Consider the following 18,273-nt stretch of genomic DNA (forward strand, 5'->3'; position numbering starts at 1 on the left):
AAAGGGGGCGAGGGCCGGGATGACGAGCAGGTCGCGCACCGGGTGCGCTCCTACAAGGGGAGCGCGATGGCTCATTGCGGAATCGGCGGCTCGGTGCCGGGCGATGGCGGGCCCGGCAGCGGCGGCAGGCGGTACAGTCGCCAGGCGACCAGCAGGCCGGCCACGATCAGCGCGGTGACGAACACGGCCACGCCATTCCAGCCGTGCGAGGCATAGAACAGGCCGCCGCCCGCGCCGGCCAGGCTGGAACCCATGTAGTAGGAGAACAGGTACATCGACGAGGCCTGCGCCTTGGCGTGGCCGGCGCGCCGGCCCACCCAGCTGCTGGCGATGGAATGCCCGCCGAAGAAGCCGAAGGTGATCGCCACGATGCCGAGCACGATCAGCGGCAGCGGCCGCAGCACGGTGAGCCCCACGCCCAGCAGCATCAGCGCGAACGCAGTCCACAGCACCTTGCGCCGGCCCAGCCGTCCGGCCAGGTGGCCCATCCAGGCCGAACTGAAGGTACCGATCAGGTACACGCTGAAGATCGCGCCCACCATCGCCTGCCCCAGCCCGTACGGCGGCGCCAGCAGGCGGTAGCCGATGTAGTTGTAGACGGTGACGAAGGCGCCCAGCAGCAGGAAGCCTTCCGCGAACAGCCACGGCAGGCCGGCATCGCGGAAGGCCAGCGCGAAGCGGCCGAGCAGCGCGCGCAACTGCAGCGGGTGGCGCACGTGGTGCCGCGACGGCGGCAGGCTGCGCCAGAACACCAGTCCCGACACCAGCCCGATCAGTCCCACCGTGGCCACGCCCCAGCGCCAGCCCACGAAATCGGCAAGCACGCCGGCCACCAGCCGCCCACCCATGCCGCCGATCGCATTGCCGCTGATGTACAGACCCATGCCCAGGCCGATCGATTCGGGATGCATCTCCTCGCTGAGATAGGTCATGGCCACCGCCGGCAGCCCGCTCAGGGTCAGCCCCAGCAGCGTGCGCAGGATCAGCAGCATGTGCCAGTCCGGCACCAGCGCGGTCAGCAGCACCAGCAGCGCCGAGGAAATCAGCGAGGCGGTCATCACCGACTTGCGCCCCCAGGCGTCCGACACGCCGCCGGCGAACAGCATGGCGAAGGCCAGCACGCCGGTGGTCAGCGACAACGACAGCGACGCGGCGGCCGCGCTCACGCCGTAGTCCCGGCTGAACTCGGGCATCAAGGGCTGGGTGCAATAGAGCAGGCCGAAGGTGGCCAGTCCCGCGGCGAACAGCGCCAGGTTGGCCTGGCGGAAGAGAGGCGTGCCGTGGCGGATGAATCCCGGTGCTTCAGCGCCGGGCGGCGATGGCCGATAACCATCGGGAGAGCCTGCGTCCACGCCATCCTGCCTTGCCATGATCCAACCCAGACCGCCACGGGGAGACGTAAGCATAGGGCTTGCGGCATGGGCAATCGACCCGCGGCGCGGCGGCTCCTACCAACGGTGTACATCCGGCGCCCGGCCGGCGTGATACATAGTGGAACCCATGGGATCGTCGGCGTGGCCGGCCGGACCCGTACACCGGCTGGGGGGCCGTCAACACAGGGGAGAACGGTGCAACGCAGACCCGTGCTGCTCTTTTTCGCATGCCTCGTCGTGGCGCTGTGCGCGCCGCGCGCGGATGCCGCGTCGCCCGTCGCCGGCCCGCCCGCGCTGCGGATCGGCATGCTGCCCGACGCGCGCGCGTCCGCCGCGCAGGCAGAGGATGTGGTGCGGGGAACGCATGACGCCGCGTTCGCACCGGTCCGCTCGCCCTATACGCCGAACGCGGCCGGGACGCAGCGCTGGTACCGGCTGGTGCTGGACCGCGACTGGAACCAGCCGACCTCACCCGTGCTCAGCTTCACCGGCGCGGCTTATGTGCCGCTCACCGTCTATGTCCCGCCCGACTACCGGCCGCAACGGCTGTGGTTCGCGCAGACCGCGGCGGTGCAGCGCTTCTCACGCCATCGCCTGGCGCTGGAACTGCCGCACGACCTGCGCGCCGGCCAGCCGGTCTATGTGCAGGTGGCCGCCGACAGCTTCACCCGCCCGATCAAGCCCGCGCTCGCCGACCTGGCCACCTACCAGGACGAGGACCTGGACCACGTGCGCCTGGCCACGCTGTTCGCCAGCGTGCAGTTCACCATGATCCTGGCCGCGCTGTGCCTGTGGCTGCTGCTGCGCGACCGCGTGCTGGTGTACTTCATCGGCTACGCCAGCTTCCAGCTGATCTACCAGATGCTGGTCAGCGGCGAGATCTACCAGTTGCCCGGCGGCGCCCTGCTGGTGCCGCTGGGCACGCACGCGCCCTGGCTGTTCGCGGCGTTGAGCGCGCCGCTGTCGATCTCCTTCATCCTGGAGTTCTGCAACCTGCGCGAGATCACGCCGCGCGCCGCGCGCATCCTGGGCTGGATGCGCTGGCCGTTCCTGGTCGCCATACCGCTGCTGTGCCTGCCGTTCGCCGAGCGCACGCAGTGGCTGGCCAGCGCGTACAACCTGTGGTTCATGCTGTCCTCGCTGTGGTCACTGGGCACCGTGCTGCTGGCCGCGCGCCATGGCCGCCAGGCGCGCTTCTTCCTGATCGCCTGGATGCCGCAGGTGCTGTTCACCTTCCTGCGCGTCTGCCAGGTGCTGCTGCGCCTGGACCAGCCCCGCTGGCTGGAATACGGCTTTCCCTTCACCATGGCGTTCTCCAGCATCGTGGTCACCATCGGCCTGGCCGACCTGTCGCTGCGCGCGCGGCGCGAGCGCGACGTGGCCCACCACCTGGCCGACCACGACGCGCTCACCGGCGTGCTCAACCGCCGCGCCCTGCTCCGGCGGCTGCACGCGGCCATCGCCGAGGCGAACCGGCAGCGGGCGCCGCTCGCCCTGCTGTTCCTGGACATGGATCACTTCAAGTCGGTCAACGACCGCTACGGTCACCAGGCCGGCGATGCCTGCCTGCGCGCCGTCGCCGAGGCGATCGCCGACGAGCTGCGCCCCTCGGACTGGCTGGGCCGCTACGGCGGCGAGGAATTCGTAGTGTGCCTGCCGGGCGCCACGCACGAGCAGGCGATGGCCATCGGCGAGCGCATCCGCCACGGCATCGAGCACCTGCACGTGCACTCGCGCGGCTGCAGCCTGCAGACCACCATCAGCATGGGTGTGGCCAGCCTGCAAGGCGATGCCGACACCAGCGACGAGCTGATCGCCCGCGCCGACAATGCGCTGTATCGCGCCAAGACCGACGGGCGCAACCGCATCGTTGCCCACGCGCCATTGCCCGCCACGGTGTGCAAAAGCGCCTAGCGCCGCGTCGCCAGCACGCCGTCCAGGGCCAATTGCGCCTTGAAGCCCGCCTTCTCCAGCCGCCCGGCCACCTCGCGCGGCACGTCGCGGGCGCTGGTGAGCCTGTTGGGACTGCCGGTGTAGTGGAACAGCCGCCCGCCGCGACGCAGCACGCGCGCGAGCTGGTCGTAGAACGCCTGCGAGTACAGCTCGCCGGCGATGCCGAAGCGCGGCGGATCGTGCAGCAGCGCATCCACCGAGGCGTCGGCGATCCGCACGATGGCCTGCGACACGTCCGCCTGCACGAGTTGCAACCGGCCGCCGCTCGCATCCGGGTCCGGCGACCACGGGTTGAGCGTGCGCAACCACAGCACGTCCGGGTTCTTCTCGAACGAGTGGATGCGCGAGGCGCCCGCTTCCAGGCAGCAGGCGGCGAAATAGCCCAGCCCGCCGCAGGTATCGAGCACCGCCTTGCCGCGCGGCTCGACCAGCGCCACCTTGCGGCGCGCATCCTCGAACGGCGAGGCCTTCGCGGTGGGCAGCATCTTGATGCCATCGATCTCGAAGGTCGGCGCGCCCCACTCGGTGGGTACCAGCTTGATGAGCGAGCTGGCGTAGCGCGACACCGCCGCGAACTCGTCGCCGTCCCACCAGTAGATGGTGCGGTCCTTCAATCGCGACGGATAAGGATAGGAGCGTCCCTTCCACTGCCAGGCGTCGGCTTGCAACGACGCCTCGCCCTTCGAGCGCCCCAGGTCCAGCGAGCCATGCCATGCGCCGTCGCCGCGGTCGCGCGCGGCCAGCATCGCCTCGGCCTCGGGGCGCATCAGCAAGGGACCGGCATAGTGCGGCACGAAGGAATCTCCTGGGAAAAAGCGCCGCGCGGCATCGCTCGCGGGCCGGCATGATCGCAGGGAACCGCCCGTCCCCGCCAGCGACACGGTGCACTAGCTCGAGCGCCTTCAGGCACCGCGGTCCGTGCGCAGGCTGCGCAACTCGTCGGGATGCCCGGCGGTGGCCCGGCCGCTGGTCCAGCCGAACAATGCGATGCCGGCCACGATCATCAGCGCACCGAGGGCGGACCAGCCGCGCGGCCACGCCTCGCCCAGGAACACCGCGCCGATCGCGGTGGCGAACAGCAACTCCGCCGCCTGCATCGCCTCCACCGCGGCCAGCGCGGTCGGTTCGCGGCGCACGCGGTCAGTGGCGCGGAAGAACAGCACGGTGGCGATCACCCCGGAGGACAACGCCACGCCACCGGCCAGCAGCGCGTCGCGCCACGTCGGCGGCCCGAGCGCCAGCCAGGCGATCATTCCCAGCAGCAGCCATGCCGGCCAGCTGCACAGCGTCATGCCGAACACACGCTGCGCCGCGCCGATCGGCGTTGCGCTGCGTTCCAGGTGCAACAGCAGCATGCGGTTACCCAGCGGATACATGAAGGCGGCGAACACCACCGCCGCCATCGCCAGCCAGTCGTCCGCGCGCAGGCGACCCTGCGCATGGCCCCATTGCAGCGCGAACACACCGGCCACGATCAGCACGCCGATGGCCACGCTGCGCCAGGCCAGCCGGCGCCGATGGTCGCGATAGATGAGGGGCGCCAGCAATGGCCCCGCCAGCACCGTGGTCTGGAAGCTACCTGCCACCAGCCAGGACGGCCCGCTGTCCGCCGCCCAGGTCAGCGGCACGCCGAACAGCACGAAGCCCACCGTGCTCCATCCCAGCCAGGCGCGCGGGTGGCGCCGCAATTCCTCCGGCAACCGGCCCAGCCCGCCCTGCCACGGCAGCACCAGCGTCAATAGCGGCAAGGTGATCAGGTAGCGCAGGATCACCGCCCAGGCCCAATGCCCACCGCCCGCCACCAGGCTACGGTTGAGCACGTAGGTCATGGTGAAGAACAACGCGGCGCACAGCGCCAGCCCCACCGCGACGAAGGCGTTCGAGCGCATGGATATCCCTGGGCCAAAGTACCGAGTGTGGCAAAGGTGGCGGCGGCTGAACATCCTTCCTGCAGGAGCGCGTTCTGCGCGCGACGCGCATCGGTGGATCGCGCGCAGAGCGCTCCTACGCCGTCGGCAGGTTCAGGGTCACCACCAGGCCGCCACCCTCGGCGTTGCCGGCCTGCACGTCGCCGCCATGCGCGCGCACCACGCGCTGCACGATGGCCAGTCCCAGCCCATGGCCATCCGCGCGCGAGGCGTTGCTGCCGCGAAACAGCGGCCGGAACAGCGACGCCAGTTCCGCCTCGGGCACGCCCGGACCATGGTCGCGAATGGACAAGGCTACCTGCTGCGCCTCCTGGCGCACGCCCAGCTCCACGCGCCCGCCGGTCGGGCTGAACTTGATGGCGTTGGCGATCAGGTTCTCCAGCGCGCGTTCCAGCAGCAGCGGGTTGCCCGACACCACGGCCGGCGCCGGCGCCTCGATGGCGAGGCCGACGCCGCGCGCCTGTGCTTCCAGCGCCGCACGCTCCACGCATTCACGCAACAGCGCGGCCAGGTCCACCGGCTCGCGGTTCTCGCCCGGGATGCCGCCTTCCAGCCGCGACAGGGCGAGCATTTCGCCGGTCATGTCGTCCAGCCGGCTGATTTCCTGCTCGGCCTGCTCGAAGTAGCGGTTCGCCTCGGCAGCGTCGCGGCTGCGGCGGGCCAGGTCGAGGATCAGGTGCAATCGCGCCAGTGGCGAGCGCAACTCGTGCGACAGGTCCTGCAGCACGCTGCGGTCGTGCGCGACCAGCGCCTCGATGCGCTCGGCCATCCTGTCGAAATCACGCGCCAGGTGGGTCAGCTCGTCATGGGCATGGCGCCCCTGGCCGTCCACGCGGGCGGACAGCTCGCCCGCCGCCATGCGCCGCGTGGCCTTGCGGATCGCATCCACCGGCCTGGCCACGCTGCGTGCCACCCACCAGCCCGCCAGCCCGATGAACAGCAGCGACAGTCCGCCCTGGACGGCCAGCAGGAGAGTCTGCCGCGTGCGCGGACGCAGCCGCGAATGGGTCCGGCTCAGCGCCACCAGTTGGCGCGTCTTGCCGTCCTGGCCCTGCACCTGCTGCACGGCCAGGTAGAGGTTGGGCCAGGGCTGCAGCACGATGTCGCGCTGCTCCTCCAGCCAGTTCGGCAGCGCGGCCAGCACGGCCGGAGGCATGCGGATCGGCGCCAGCGCCCGCCCGTTCTCGAATAGCGTGGCCTCGATGCCCTCGCGGCGCTGCTGCATCGACCACTGGGCCAGCGCGGGCGTGCCGCCGCCCTCGTACGCCTCGTCGGCGCCCTGGGCCAGCGCCGACCAGTTGATCTCCACCGCGGTGCTGAATTCGATGAAGCGCTGGGTGAAGAAACCGCCGACCAGCAAGGCCAGCAGGTTGGCGGCGCAGAAGCTTATCAGCAGGCGCCAGTACAGCGAGCTCTTGAAGGGACTCACGCCGCCCCCGCCACCAGGCTGTAGCCCGCGCCGCGCACTGACTCGATGCGCGGCGCCTGCGCCGAGGCCTCCGCCAGCTTGTGGCGCACGCGGCTGACGTGCACGTCGATGCTGCGGTCGAACCGCTCCAGCTCGCGTCCCAGCGCCATGCGCGTGAGCGTGGCCTTGTCCACCAGCTCGCCCGCGCGCTGGGCCAGCGCCAGCAGCAGCTGGAATTCCGCGCCGGTGAGCGGCAGCTCCTGCTCGCCCACGTAGGCACGGCGCTCGGACGGTTCCAGCCGCAGCACGCCCACCTGCAGCGTGCCCGCGGCTGCCGGCGTGTGGCGGCGCAGCTGGGCGCGCACGCGGGCCAGCAGCTCGCGCGGCAGGCAGGGCTTGGTGAGGTAGTCGTCCGCGCCCAGTTCCAGGCCGATCACCCGGTCCACCGGCTCGCCCCGGGCCGACAGCATGATGACCGGCAGGCGATGCTTCAGGCGCAGCTCACGCAGGGTTTCCAGGCCGTCGCGGCCGGGCATCATCACGTCCAGGATCAGCAGGTCCGGCCGGGTCGCAGGGTTGTGCAACTGGGCCAGGCCGCCCTCGCCGTCGTGGGCGACGTCCACCGTGAAGCCTTCGCGTTGCAGGTACTCGGCCAGCAGGGCCGCCAGGGCACGGTCGTCATCGACAATAAGGATCTTGGGCATGGGCATTCCTGGCTCGGCGCCATTCAAGCGGCGGCGGCGGTGCCAACTCTACCGGCTTTACGCTTCTTTACCTTCCCGCAAGACACCTACACGTAGCGCTGCCGTCCAATGGACACCATCCTGGGAACACCGCGAACCACCCCACCGCGGCAGCCCGGGTCCACCAACGACAAAGGAAATCCCCATGCGCAAGAACGTTACCCTTGGTCTGCTGCTGGCTTCGGCCGTGGCGCTCGCCCCGTTCGCCATCGCTTCCGCGCAGGATGGCGGCCCGCACGGCGGCTGGCATGGCCATGGCGGCCACGGCGCGCCCTTCGGAGCCTTCGACAAGCTGAACCTGACCGATGCCCAAAAGGCCAGCATCAAGCAGATCGTCCAGGGCGCTTTCGCCCAGGGCAAGTCGCAGCGCGAGGCCCTGCGCCAGCAGCGCGAGGCATTCGCCCAGCTGACCCCGAACGCCGCCGGCTACCAGGCCGCCGCCAACAGCCTGGCCCAGGCCGAGGCTGCCGCCACCCAGGCTCGCGTGCTGCAGCGCGCCAACATCCGCGCCCAGATCTACGCCGTGCTGACCCCGGCCCAGCAGGCCCAGTTGGCCCAGTTCAAGGCCGACCGCCAGGCCCGCCGCCAGCAGTGGGAGCAGTTCAAGGCCCAGCATCCGGCGCCGGGTTCGAGCGCGGCCCAGTAATCACCACAGAAGAAAAACTCCACGGCATAAGAAACTCGGCGCCGGCCTGCATGCCGGTGCCGTTTTTTTTGCGTGTGACCCCAGGCGATAGCCTCGCTCCCACAGGTGCAAGCAAGGCAGCAGCGAGGCTCAGCACTGCGCCAGACGTTCCACCGTCGAACGGTAGCGCGCCGCGATGCGCTGCTCGTCGCGGTGGGTGAAGTCACGCACTACCCATTCGCCGCCGACCATCACGTCGCGCACCACCGGCGCGTTGCCGGCGAACAGCAGGCTGTCGATCACCGATGCCTCGTCGCGCGCGGCGAGCAGGGGCGACTGCTCGTCCAGCACCAGCAGGTCCGCCCGCGCGCCGGCGCGCAGCTCGCCGACCGGTGTGCCCGAGGCGATGGCGCCACCGCGCAGCGTGGCCGCCCACAGCGTCTCGCCCACGCTGTCGCCCTGGCGGCGGGCGGCGATGTTGCGATGGCGGGTGGACAGGCGCTGGCCGTATTCCAGCCAACGCAGTTCCTCCACCGGCGATACCGAGATATGCGAGTCCGAGCCGATGCCCAGCACGCCGTGCGCGTCGAGGTAATCGGCCAGCGGGAACAGGCCGTCGCCGAGGTTGGCCTCGGTGCTGGGACACAGGCCCGCCACCGCGCCGCTGCGCGCGAGCCGCGAGGTTTCGTGCGCGCTCAGGTGGGTGGCGTGCACCAGCGTCCAGCGCGCGTCCACCTCGGCATGCTCGAACAACCACTCCACCGGGCGCGCGCCGCGCGTGGCCAGGCAATCCTGCACCTCGCCGATCTGCTCGGCGATATGGATATGGATCGGCCCCTGTCCAGCCGCCGCATCGGCCAGCACCAGGCGCATCGCCGGCTCCGGCACCGCGCGCAGCGAATGCAGCGCGACGCCCAGGCGCATGCGTTCGCCCTCGTGCGCGCGCAGGACCTCCAGCAGGCGCAGGTAGGAAGGCACGTCATGGCCGAAGCGGCGCTGGCGCGCGGCCAGCGGACGACCGTCGAAACCGCCGGCCATGTACAGCACCGGCAGCAGCGTCAGGCCGATGCCGGCCTCGCGCGCCGCCTCGATCAGCGCCAGCGACATCGCCTCGGGCTGCGCGTAGGGCGTGCCGTCGGGCTGGTGGTGCAGGTAGTGGAATTCGCAGACCTGGGTGTAGCCGGCCTTGAGCATCTCCACGTACAGTTGCGCGGCGATCGCCTGCAGTTCCTCCGGGCCGATGGTGGCGGCGAAGGCGTACATGGTTTCGCGCCAGGTCCAGAAGCTGTCGTCGCTTTTTCCCTTGCGCTCGGCCAGGCCGGCCATCGCGCGCTGGAACGCGTGCGAATGCAGGTTGGGCATGCCCGGCAGCACCCAGCGGCCGAGACGCTCGCCCTCGCCCGGCGCCAGCCCGGCGAGCCGTCCGCGGTCGTCGACCAGCACGCCCGCATCGCGGGTCCAGCCATGCGCGGTCCACAGGCGATCGGCGACATAGCGGGTGGGAATGGTGTCTGCCATCGGCCGGCTCCTGGCGGAAAGGCCTGTGAGTCTACTCGCCCGCCGCGCCGCGTCGTTCAGCCCTCTGCGGCATAATGCGCCGATGGCCAAGAAGAACCACGAGAACGCCCCCAAGCTGCTGGTGCGCCAGGCGATGCCCGCCGACGTGCCCGCGCTGGTCGAGCTGACCGCGCGGGTGTACACGCCCGAATGGGGCCATTCGGCGGAAATGCTGCGCTCCCAGCAGACGCACTTCCCCGAAGGCCAGTTCGTGGTCGAGTACGAAGGCCGCATCGTCGGCTACTGCGCCACCTTCCGCATCGACGAGGCCGCCGCGCTCGGTCCGCACACCTGGATGCAGATCACCGGCGGCGGCATGGCCTCGCGCCACCGCCGCGACGGCAACTGGCTGTACGGCATGGAAGTGGTGGTGCACCCGGACTACCGCAACATCCGCATCGGCCAGCGCCTGTACCAGGCCCGCAAGCGCCTGTGCACCGACCTGAAGCTGCGCGGCATCGTGTTCGGCGGGCGCATCCCCGGCCTCTCCCGCAACATCCACCGCTACGGCAGCGCCGATGCCTACGTGCAGGCGGTGGTGGAAGGCAAGCGTCGCGACCCGACCCTGAGCTTCCAGCTGAGCAACGAGTTCGAGGTGATCGGCCTGCTGCGCGGCTACGTGCCCTCCGACTACGAGTCGCTGGGCTACGCGGCGCACCTGGTGTGGCGCAATCCGCAGTTGCTCAACCAGCCGGATATTCCCTCGATCCCCTCCACCCAGCGCCTGCCCGACCAGGTGCGGGTGGCCTCGGTGCAATACCAGCAGCGGCGCATCCGCTCGTTCGAGGAATTCGCCACCCAGGTCGAATACTTCACCGACATCGCGGCCGACTACGACGCCGACTTCGTCACCTTTCCCGAGCTGATCACGCTGCAGCTGCTGTCGATCGAGAACGAGGAGCTGTCGCCGGTCGATTCGATCCGCAAGCTGAGCCAGTACACGCCGCAGGTGAAGGAGCTGTTCAGCCGCCTGGCGGTGCACTACAACATCAACATCATCGCCGGCTCGCATCCCACCGAGCAGCCCAACGGCGACATCCACAATGTCTGCTACGTGTGCCTGCGCGACGGCTCGATCCACGAGCGCGAGAAGATCCACCCCACGCCGAGCGAACGCACCGTGTGGAACATCAGCGGCGGCGACAGCGCGGCCACCATCCAGACCGACTGCGGCCCGATCGGGGTGATGATCTGCTACGACTCCGAGTTCCCGGAAGTCGCGCGGCACCTCACCGACCAGGGCGCGCTGATCCTGTTCGTGCCGTTCTGCACCGACGTGCGCGAGGGCTACCTGCGCGTGCGCTACTGCTCGCAGGCCCGCGCCATCGAGAACCAGTGCTACGTGGTGCTGTCGGGCAACGTCGGCAACCTGCCGGGCGTGAACAACTTCGACATCCAGTACGGCCAGAGCTGCATCCTGACGCCCAGCGACTTCCCGTTCGCGCGCGACGGCATCGCGGCCGATTCCACGCCGAACATCGAGACCGTGCTGTTCGCCGACCTGCACCTGGAAAGCCTGGCACGCGCGCGCAACGCCGGCGCGGTGCAGAACCTCAAGGACCGCCGCTTCGACCTGTACGAGACGCGCTGGACCCGCAAGTCCGAGGCATCCACGTGAGCGACACGCCAACCTCCAGGCAGGAGCGCCTGCAGCGCTGGGCCGAGTCGGAACTGTTCTCGCTGCCGCAGTGGCGCCGGCGCGTGCTGTTCTGGAGCGGCGCGATCCTGGTCGGCTTGGCCGCGGTCGGCTTCGCGCAGGCCGCCGACTGGGCCTCGGGCACTTTCCAGGGCATGGTCGCGCGCCATCGCTACTGGGCCTTCGTCATCACGCCGGCGATCTTCGCCCTGCTGGCCTGGCTGACCCAGGGCGTGCTCAAGCCCACCCGCGGCTCGGGCATTCCGCAGGCGATCGCCGCGCTCAAGGTGGAGGACGAGGATTTCCGCTACAGCCTGTTGTCGCTGCGCGTGGCCATCGGCAAGATGGCCCTGACCCTGGCCGCGCTGCTGGGCGGCGCCTCGGTGGGCCGCGAGGGCCCCACCGTGCACGTGGGCGCGGGGCTACTGTACTCGCTGGGCCGGCGCTTCGGCTTCGCCGAGCCGGCCGCCGCGGGACGCTTCATCCTCGCCGGCTCCGCCGCCGGCCTGGCCGCCGCGTTCAACACACCGCTGGCCGGCATCGTGTTCGCCATCGAGGAAATGAGCGGCTCGTTCGAGCACCGCATGAGCGGCATCCTGCTTACCGCGGTGTTCGTGGCGGGCATGGTCTCGCTGGGCATCCTCGGCAACTACGCCTACTTCGGTCATTTCGACACCAGCCTGCCGCTGGGCAAGGCGTGGTGGGCGGTACTCGCCACCGGCATCGGATGCGGCCTGGCCGGCGGCCTGTTCGCGCGGTTGATCCAGCCCAGCGATAGCGGCCTGCGCGGCGTCATGGGACGCCTGCGCGCGCGCCAGCCGGTGCTGTTCGCGGCCGGCTGCGGCCTGGCCCTGGTGCTGCTGAGTCAGCTCACCCACACCGGCCTGTACGGCACCGGCTATGCGCAGGCCAAGGAGATCCTCCAGGGCCATTCGGCCACGGTGAGCGGCTTCGGCATCCTGAAATTCCTGGGCAACATCGCCTCGTACTGGGCCGGCATTCCCGGCGGCATCTTCTCCCCGGCGCTGGCGGTCGGCGCGGGCCTGGGCAACAACCTCACCACCCTCCTGCCCGGCGTCGATCCCACCGCGGTCGCCCTGCTCGCCATGGCCGCCTACCTCGCGGGGGTAACGCAGGCGCCGCTGACCGCCACGGTGATCTCGATGGAGCTGACCGCCAACCAGCAGATGGTCTTGCCCATCATGGCGACCTGCCTGCTGGCGCGCGGCGCCTCCTCGCTGCTCTCGCGCAAGCCGGTGTACCGCGCGCTGGCCGACCGGCTGATCGAAGGCTACGAGCAGGAACTGGCACGCCGGGCGGCGGAGGCGCCCCTGGCCGGCGACGAACCCGGCGAGACCGGCCGTCCCGTGGTCGAGGACCCGGCCACGCCGATCCCGCCCGGGCAGGATCGCCCCGATGCCGAGCCCCCTTCCCCATGAGTCCACGCTGGGACCGCCTGCTGGTCGACGCCACGCTCGCCACCTTCGCCGGCACTGCGCCCTATGGACGGATCGACCATGGCGCCATGGCGCTGCATCAGGGGCGCATCGCCTGGATCGGTCCGCAAGAAGCCCTGTCCGCGCCGCCCGAAACGCTCGCCATGCATGTGGACAACCTGGGCGGTGCCCTGGTGACGCCCGGCCTGATCGACTGCCATACCCACCTGGTGTTCGGCGGCAATCGCGCGCATGAGTTCGACCTGCGCCTCAACGGCGCCAGCTACGAAGAGATCGCGCGCGCCGGCGGCGGCATCGTCTCCACCGTCAAAGCCACCCGCGAGGCTAGCGAGGATGAGCTGTTCGCGCAGTCGCTGCCGCGCGCCCGGGCCCTGCTGGCCGATGGCGTGACCACGCTGGAGATCAAGTCCGGCTACGGCCTGGAGCTGGAGACGGAGCGGCGCATGCTGCGCGTGGCCCGCCGGCTCGGCGAGACGCTGGGCGCCAGCGTGCGCACCAGCTTCCTGGGCCTGCACGCGCTGCCGCCGGAATACCGCGACGACCGCGACGCCTATGTCGCCCAGGTCTGCGACGCGATGCTGCCCGCGCTGGCCGCCGAGGGACTGGTCGATGCCGTGGACGCGTTCTGCGAAACCATCGGTTTCACGCCCGCCGAGACGCGCCGCCTGTTCGAGCGCGCCACGCAACTGGGGCTGCCGGTGAAGCTGCACGCCGAGCAGTTGTCCGACCTCGATGGCGCGGCGCTGGTCGCCTCCTTCCACGGCCTGTCCGCCGACCACCTGGAACACCTCGGCGAACACGGCATCCGCGCCATGGCCGAGACTGGCACGGTGGCGGTGCTGCTGCCCGGCGCGTACTACGCATTGCGCGAGACGAAACTGCCGCCCATCGTCAGCCTGCGCGAGCACGGCGTGCCGATGGCGGTGGCCACCGACTGCAACCCCGGCACCTCGCCCCTGCTGTCGCTGCGGCTGGCGGCAGGCATGGCCTGCACGCTGTTCCGCCTCACCCCGGAGGAAGCCCTGCGCGGCGTCACCGTGCATGCGGCCCGCGCCCTGGGCCTTGCCGACCGCGGCACACTGGAAGTGGGACAACGCGCCGACCTCGCCGTATGGAACCTGCGCGAGCCGGCGGAGCTGTGCTACTGGATCGGCGGCAGCCACGCGCTGCGCCAGCTATTCCTTGGTGGCGAGCCGCATCCACTGATGGCGTGAGTATTCCGGCCCGCGCCGGAAGTGGCCCCCACATTGGAAGGAAAACTTGTAAGTTTTCCTTCCAATGTGCCACCATGCCCGCCATGGAGAAGAGCCAGAAGATCCTCGAAACCTCCGTGGCGGACCTACTTGCCGTCACGGGCCAACTGACCCGCCGCCTGCGGGCCGTCTCCAATACCCGCGAACTCACCTGGTCCCAGGTTGCCATCATGGCCCGACTGGAAGAAGCCGGCCCCATGACGACGGCCGATCTCGCGCGCGCCGAGGCGGTGAAACCCCAATCCATGGGCGGAACGCTCGCGGCAATGGAAGAGGAAGGGCTGGTGGAACGGCGGTCGCACCCTACGGATGGCCGCCAGATCCTGTATGCCTTGACCGACGAAGGGCTGGAGGCGCGCCAACAAGTCAGCCTCGCCAAGCGCGACTGGCTATTGGCGGCTGTCTCGCAGCTTTCCCCGGCCGAACAGGAAACGCTGGTCGAGGCCGTCGACATCATCCGCCGGCTCGGCGACCTGTAGCCCGCTTCGGACCTCATGCATTCCACGACGCCCCAGGCGCGGAAGCCATCGCATTTCGGCTTCCGCTTCGTCATGCCGCTCGCGCTCGGCTCGACGCTCAACCCGATCAACTCGACGATGATCTCCACCGCCCTGGCGCCCATCGCGGTGGCCTTCGGCGCCACCGTCGCCCAGACCGGATGGCTGATCGCCGGGCTCTACCTGACGAGTGCGATCGCACAGCCCACGATGGGCCGGCTGGCCGATCTCTTTGGCCCGCGTCGCATCTACCTGATCTCCCTCGCGCTGGTCGCCCTTGCCGGTATCATCGGCTCGCTCGCTCCCTCGCTGGCGGTATTGGTGGGCGTTCGCGTCCTGCTCGGCGTGGGAACCTCCGGCGCCTATCCGTCCGCGATGCGCATCTTCCGGTCCCAGGGAGATCGCCACGGCATGGCGCCACCGCGAATGGCGATGGGCGCGCTGTCCTTCGCCGGCATCGCGACCACCGCCTTCGGGCCGCTGCTGGGCGGCATCATGACCGGTACGTTCGGCTGGCATGCGATCTTCGCCGTCAATATCCCGCTGGCGCTCCTGACCGCTGGCCTGGTGGTGCTCTGGGTTCCCAGGGACACGCCGCGCACGGCGACTTTTCCGCAGCTCGTGCAGGAAATCGACTTGCGGGGCATCGCGCTGTTCGGCATCGCGCTGATAGGGCTGATGACCTTCCTGATGAACCTCGACCATCCATTGTGGTGGACGTTGCCAGCATCCGCTGCGTGCTGGATCGGCTTCGCCGTGCATTCCCTGCGGCGCAGCCAGCCATTCGTGGATGTGCGCATGCTGGCGAGGAACCTGCCGCTGACCATCACCTATCTGCGGATCATGCTGTTCCTCATGCTTTCCTATTGCATTCTGTACGGTTTCGCCCAATGGCTGGAAAGCAGCGCCCACTACTCCGCGAGCGCGGCCGGCCTGATGACCTTGCCGATGTCAGTACTCGCCGGCATGTGCTCGCTGCTCGCCGCGCGGACCCGGAGCCTCCGGTCGCCCTTCGTCATCGGCGCCGCCGGCAGCCTCGTGGGCTGCGGCTGCCTGATCTTCATCCACAGCGATAGCCCCGTCTGGTTCATCGCGTCGGCCGCGATGTTCTTCGGCGTACCGATGGGCATGGCGTCGACCGCCACCCAGGCCGCGATCTACGTCCAGGCACCGGCCTCCGAGATGGGAACGGCGGCCGGCCTGCAACGGACCTTCTCGTATGTGGGCGCCATTTTCGCCGCGAGCCTGCTCGGCATCCTCTTCGGGCACAAACCCAGCGACGGCGGCATCCATGCCCTGGCCACCGTGATGATTTGCGTCTCCGCCTTCCTGCTGGTCTTTACGCTGTTCGACCGCACCCTTCCCAAGGGATCGCTGGATTGACCCGCCGCCATCCAGTCCGGTGACGGATTCGTCACCCTTGACAAAAAACCCCCGCCTGGGCGGGGGTTTTCTGGCGAAGCGAAGCGGATCTCAGGCCGACTTCTTCTTCGGCGCGGCGGCCTTCTTGGCGGCGGTCGGCTTGGTCACGGTGGCCTTGGCGCCGGCCACGGCCGGCTGCAGCGCATGCGCGCGGGTATTGCCGTAGCTGCCACGGTAGGTCTTGCCACGGCGGGTCTTGCGGTCGCCCTTGCCCATGGGGGAACTCCTTGATTCTTCGGATGAACGGCCGATCATCGTAGCAGCGACCGTCCAAAGCGCAATAGATCGGAGCCTGTTCACGGCCTCAGCGGCAGCCCGGGCCGGCACAGCCTCGCCCTTGGCCGGCGCAGGGTTCAGGGTCGATCTGCACGGTCACGTGCAGGATGCCGAAGCGCTCGGCCAGCAAATGGTTGATCGCCCCGATCGCCGCCGCGCTGCTCGCTTCATCGTGCAATTCGGCATGCAGGGTCGCCATGCGCGAACCCGAGGCCAGCTGCCACACATGCAGGTGATGGATGTCGCGGATCGACGGATCGGCCGTGCGCAGCGCCTCGGCGACGTCGCCGGTATTCATGCCCTCGGGCACGCCTTCCAGCAGGATATGGGCCGAGCGCCGCAACAGGCGCCACGCGCTGTTGAGGATCAACAGCGACACCAGCAGCGACAGCACCGGGTCGGCCCAGTTCCAGCCCAGCCAGCGCACCAGCAGCGCGGCCGCCACTGCCGCCACCGAACCCAGCAGGTCGCCCAGCACGTGCAGCGTGGCGCCGGCCAGGTTGACGTCGTCGTGCGCATGGCCGTGCAGCGTGCGCAGCACCAGCAGGTTCACCAGCAGGCCAGCCACCGCGACCACCAGCATCACGCCCGACAGGATGGCCGCGGGGTGGAACAGCCGCGTCACCGCCTCGTAGGCGATGAAGGCCACCAGCACGAACTGGGTGAGCGCGTTGACGAAGCCCGCCAGCACTTCCAGGCGGCCATAGCCGTAGCTGCGCCGCGCATCCGCCGGCCGCCGGGCGAACCAGGCGCCCACCACCGCCAGCAGCAGGGCCAGCGCGTCGATCAGCATGTGGCCGGCATCGGCTACCAGGGCCAGCGAACCCGACCAGAAGCCGCCCACCATTTCCACCAGCATCATCGCGGCGGTCAGCACGAAGGCGACGATCAGTTTGCGTTCGCGCCCGTCGATGCCGCCGTGGCCATGATCGTGGGCATGCTCCTGCGCATGACCGTGCGCGCGGTCATGGTCGTGGTGATCATGCGTGTGCGCATGGGCCATGCTCATGGGCGAATGCTAGGAACCGCCGGGGTCGTTACACAATCACGGTGCACCGCACCATCAATGCGCATGGAAGGCCCGGTGCTTGCGCAGGTTGACGAAATGCGCCGACGCCACCAGCAGGCCGCCGCAGGTCACCAGCACGCTGTGCAACGCGATGGAATAGTTCTCGGCGAAGGTCACGCCGGCGATCAGCAACACGAGGCCCGGCAGGGCCAGCAGCAGCGGCAGCGGCTGGCGATGGTGCCGGTAGGCGCTGACCAGGGTGGCCACGGCGAGTGCGCCGGCGAACATCACGAAGCCGCGCTCGAAGCCGTGGTCGGCCAGGAAGCCCAGGCCCAGCACGGGCAGCAGCGCCAGCACGAACGGCAAGGCCGCGCAGTGGATGGCGCACAGGAACGACGCGGTCGCGCCCAGGCGGTCGGCCAGCGACCACCAGCGGGTCTTGTGCTCTTGTCGGGCTTCCATCGGTTCGGAGCGCATGGCGAGTCGGGCGGAACGGCCCGGTGCGCGCATGTTACATTATAACGGCACAGGCGCAAGCCCCATCCTGGGCGGCCCAGGGCGGACGGGGTCAGGCCTTGCGGCAGTTCTTGCAGAGCCCGTGCACTTCCAGCGTCTGCGCCTGTGGCCGGAAGCCGAAGGTCCTGGCCTGGGCCTCGATCAGCTCGGCCACCCGCTCGTCGCACACTTCCTGCGCGCTGGAGCAGTTGTCGCAGATCAGGAACGGCACCTGGTGCGCCTCAGCCGGGTGATGGCAGGAGACGTAGGCGTTGATGGATTCCAGCTTGTGGATGAAGCCGTGCTCGAGCAGGAAGTCGAGCGCGCGGTACACCGTGGGCGGCGCCGCGTTGCCGTGGCGTTCGCGCAACTGGTCGAGCAGGTCGTAGGCTTTGACCGGCTTGCCCGCGGCAGCGACCAGTTCGAGCACTTCCTTGCGCAGCGGCGTCAGGCGCAGCCCGCGTTCCTCGCTGGCGTGCTCCACTGCACGCACGAAGCCCATGGCGTCGTCATGGTGGTGGTGATGCGTGCGCGGTTTGCTGGTAGCGGGCTGGCTCAATGGATTCACCTCCGCGGCATCATACCACCCGCTGGCGGAGCGGGCCGCCAGTCGTGCACAGGGTGCGCACCCACAGTACGGA

17 protein-coding genes are annotated in these 18,273 nt (G+C 69.6%); 7 read left to right on the top strand and 10 right to left on the bottom strand.

The window, feature by feature from the left end; genetic code table 11:
- Positions 1–71 precede the first annotated feature (71 nt).
- Entirely contained in the window at positions 72–1,370 is a 1,299-nt protein-coding gene (locus MJ605_RS14790; RefSeq protein WP_243042313.1) for an MFS transporter, read from the bottom strand.
- Between the two features lie 198 nt (positions 1,371–1,568).
- Between MJ605_RS14790 and MJ605_RS14795 the strand changes: the two genes are divergently transcribed.
- Positions 1,569–3,287 carry a sensor domain-containing diguanylate cyclase gene (locus tag MJ605_RS14795; protein ID WP_243042314.1) on the top strand — a complete coding sequence of 573 codons (1,719 nt, stop codon included), beginning with the start codon at positions 1,569–1,571 and terminating at the stop codon, positions 3,285–3,287.
- Here the strand turns inward: MJ605_RS14795 and MJ605_RS14800 are convergent.
- The 4 genes from MJ605_RS14800 to MJ605_RS14815 all read right to left on the bottom strand — a co-directional run bounded on the left by MJ605_RS14800 (position 3,284) and on the right by MJ605_RS14815 (position 7,366).
- Positions 3,284–4,120 (bottom strand): class I SAM-dependent methyltransferase, encoded by an 837-nt coding sequence (locus tag MJ605_RS14800; protein ID WP_243042315.1) that lies wholly within the window; start codon positions 4,118–4,120, stop codon positions 3,284–3,286. The two genes, MJ605_RS14795 and MJ605_RS14800, sit on opposite strands and share 4 nt — an antisense overlap.
- Before the next feature lie 108 nt (positions 4,121–4,228).
- Entirely contained in the window at positions 4,229–5,215 is a 987-nt protein-coding gene (locus tag MJ605_RS14805) for a multidrug resistance efflux transporter family protein (protein ID WP_243042316.1), read from the bottom strand.
- A 115-nt stretch (positions 5,216–5,330) separates the two neighbouring features.
- Positions 5,331–6,683, bottom strand: a complete 1,353-nt coding sequence (locus MJ605_RS14810) for a sensor histidine kinase (RefSeq protein ID WP_243042317.1) — start codon at positions 6,681–6,683, stop codon at positions 5,331–5,333.
- Complete coding sequence (locus MJ605_RS14815; protein WP_243042318.1) at positions 6,680–7,366, bottom strand: response regulator transcription factor; 687 nt, start codon at positions 7,364–7,366, stop codon at positions 6,680–6,682. The genes MJ605_RS14810 and MJ605_RS14815 overlap by 4 nt, the downstream gene beginning before the upstream one ends.
- A gap of 184 nt (positions 7,367–7,550) precedes the next feature.
- Between MJ605_RS14815 and MJ605_RS14820 the strand changes: the two genes are divergently transcribed.
- Positions 7,551–8,051, top strand: coding sequence for a Spy/CpxP family protein refolding chaperone (locus MJ605_RS14820; RefSeq protein WP_243042319.1), 501 nt, complete (start codon positions 7,551–7,553; stop codon positions 8,049–8,051).
- A 129-nt stretch (positions 8,052–8,180) separates the two neighbouring features.
- On the opposite strand, the gene MJ605_RS14825 is transcribed toward MJ605_RS14820, so the two are convergent.
- Positions 8,181–9,548 carry a formimidoylglutamate deiminase gene (locus MJ605_RS14825; RefSeq protein ID WP_243042320.1) on the bottom strand — a complete coding sequence of 456 codons (1,368 nt, stop codon included), beginning with the start codon at positions 9,546–9,548 and terminating at the stop codon, positions 8,181–8,183.
- A gap of 82 nt (positions 9,549–9,630) precedes the next feature.
- Here MJ605_RS14825 and MJ605_RS14830 point away from each other — a divergent pair, with 82 nt between their 5' ends.
- From MJ605_RS14830 to MJ605_RS14850, 5 genes are all read left to right on the top strand, one after another.
- Positions 9,631–11,205 carry a carbon-nitrogen hydrolase family protein gene (locus tag MJ605_RS14830; RefSeq protein WP_243042321.1) on the top strand — a complete coding sequence of 525 codons (1,575 nt, stop codon included), beginning with the start codon at positions 9,631–9,633 and terminating at the stop codon, positions 11,203–11,205.
- Complete coding sequence (locus MJ605_RS14835; protein WP_425601022.1) at positions 11,202–12,662, top strand: chloride channel protein; 1,461 nt, start codon at positions 11,202–11,204, stop codon at positions 12,660–12,662. The genes MJ605_RS14830 and MJ605_RS14835 overlap by 4 nt, the downstream gene beginning before the upstream one ends.
- Positions 12,659–13,894 (top strand): imidazolonepropionase, encoded by a 1,236-nt coding sequence (hutI, locus tag MJ605_RS14840; RefSeq protein WP_243042322.1) that lies wholly within the window; start codon positions 12,659–12,661, stop codon positions 13,892–13,894. Before MJ605_RS14835 ends, hutI begins: the two co-directional genes overlap by 4 nt.
- Before the next feature lie 83 nt (positions 13,895–13,977).
- Positions 13,978–14,412: a MarR family winged helix-turn-helix transcriptional regulator gene (locus MJ605_RS14845; protein ID WP_243042323.1), complete on the top strand. Its 435-nt coding sequence runs from the start codon at positions 13,978–13,980 to the stop codon at positions 14,410–14,412.
- Between the two features lie 15 nt (positions 14,413–14,427).
- Positions 14,428–15,813, top strand: coding sequence for an MFS transporter (locus tag MJ605_RS14850; protein WP_243042324.1), 1,386 nt, complete (start codon positions 14,428–14,430; stop codon positions 15,811–15,813).
- A 90-nt stretch (positions 15,814–15,903) separates the two neighbouring features.
- On the opposite strand, the gene MJ605_RS14855 is transcribed toward MJ605_RS14850, so the two are convergent.
- The 4 genes from MJ605_RS14855 to MJ605_RS14870 all read right to left on the bottom strand — a co-directional run bounded on the left by MJ605_RS14855 (position 15,904) and on the right by MJ605_RS14870 (position 18,134).
- Positions 15,904–16,068 carry a 30S ribosomal protein THX gene (locus MJ605_RS14855; RefSeq protein WP_243042325.1) on the bottom strand — a complete coding sequence of 55 codons (165 nt, stop codon included), beginning with the start codon at positions 16,066–16,068 and terminating at the stop codon, positions 15,904–15,906.
- Positions 16,069–16,156: 88 nt separating this feature from the next.
- A complete protein-coding gene (locus tag MJ605_RS14860) occupies positions 16,157–17,137 on the bottom strand; it encodes a cation diffusion facilitator family transporter (protein WP_243042326.1) in 981 nt (326 codons plus the stop codon).
- Between the two features lie 54 nt (positions 17,138–17,191).
- Positions 17,192–17,599: a MerC domain-containing protein gene (locus tag MJ605_RS14865; protein WP_243042327.1), complete on the bottom strand. Its 408-nt coding sequence runs from the start codon at positions 17,597–17,599 to the stop codon at positions 17,192–17,194.
- A gap of 106 nt (positions 17,600–17,705) precedes the next feature.
- Entirely contained in the window at positions 17,706–18,134 is a 429-nt protein-coding gene (locus MJ605_RS14870; protein WP_243042447.1) for a transcriptional repressor, read from the bottom strand.
- Positions 18,135–18,273: the final 139 nt, after the last annotated feature.

The organism is Dyella sedimenti (assembly GCF_022760995.1).
Classification (GTDB): Bacteria; Pseudomonadota; Gammaproteobacteria; order Xanthomonadales; family Rhodanobacteraceae; genus Dyella; species Dyella sedimenti.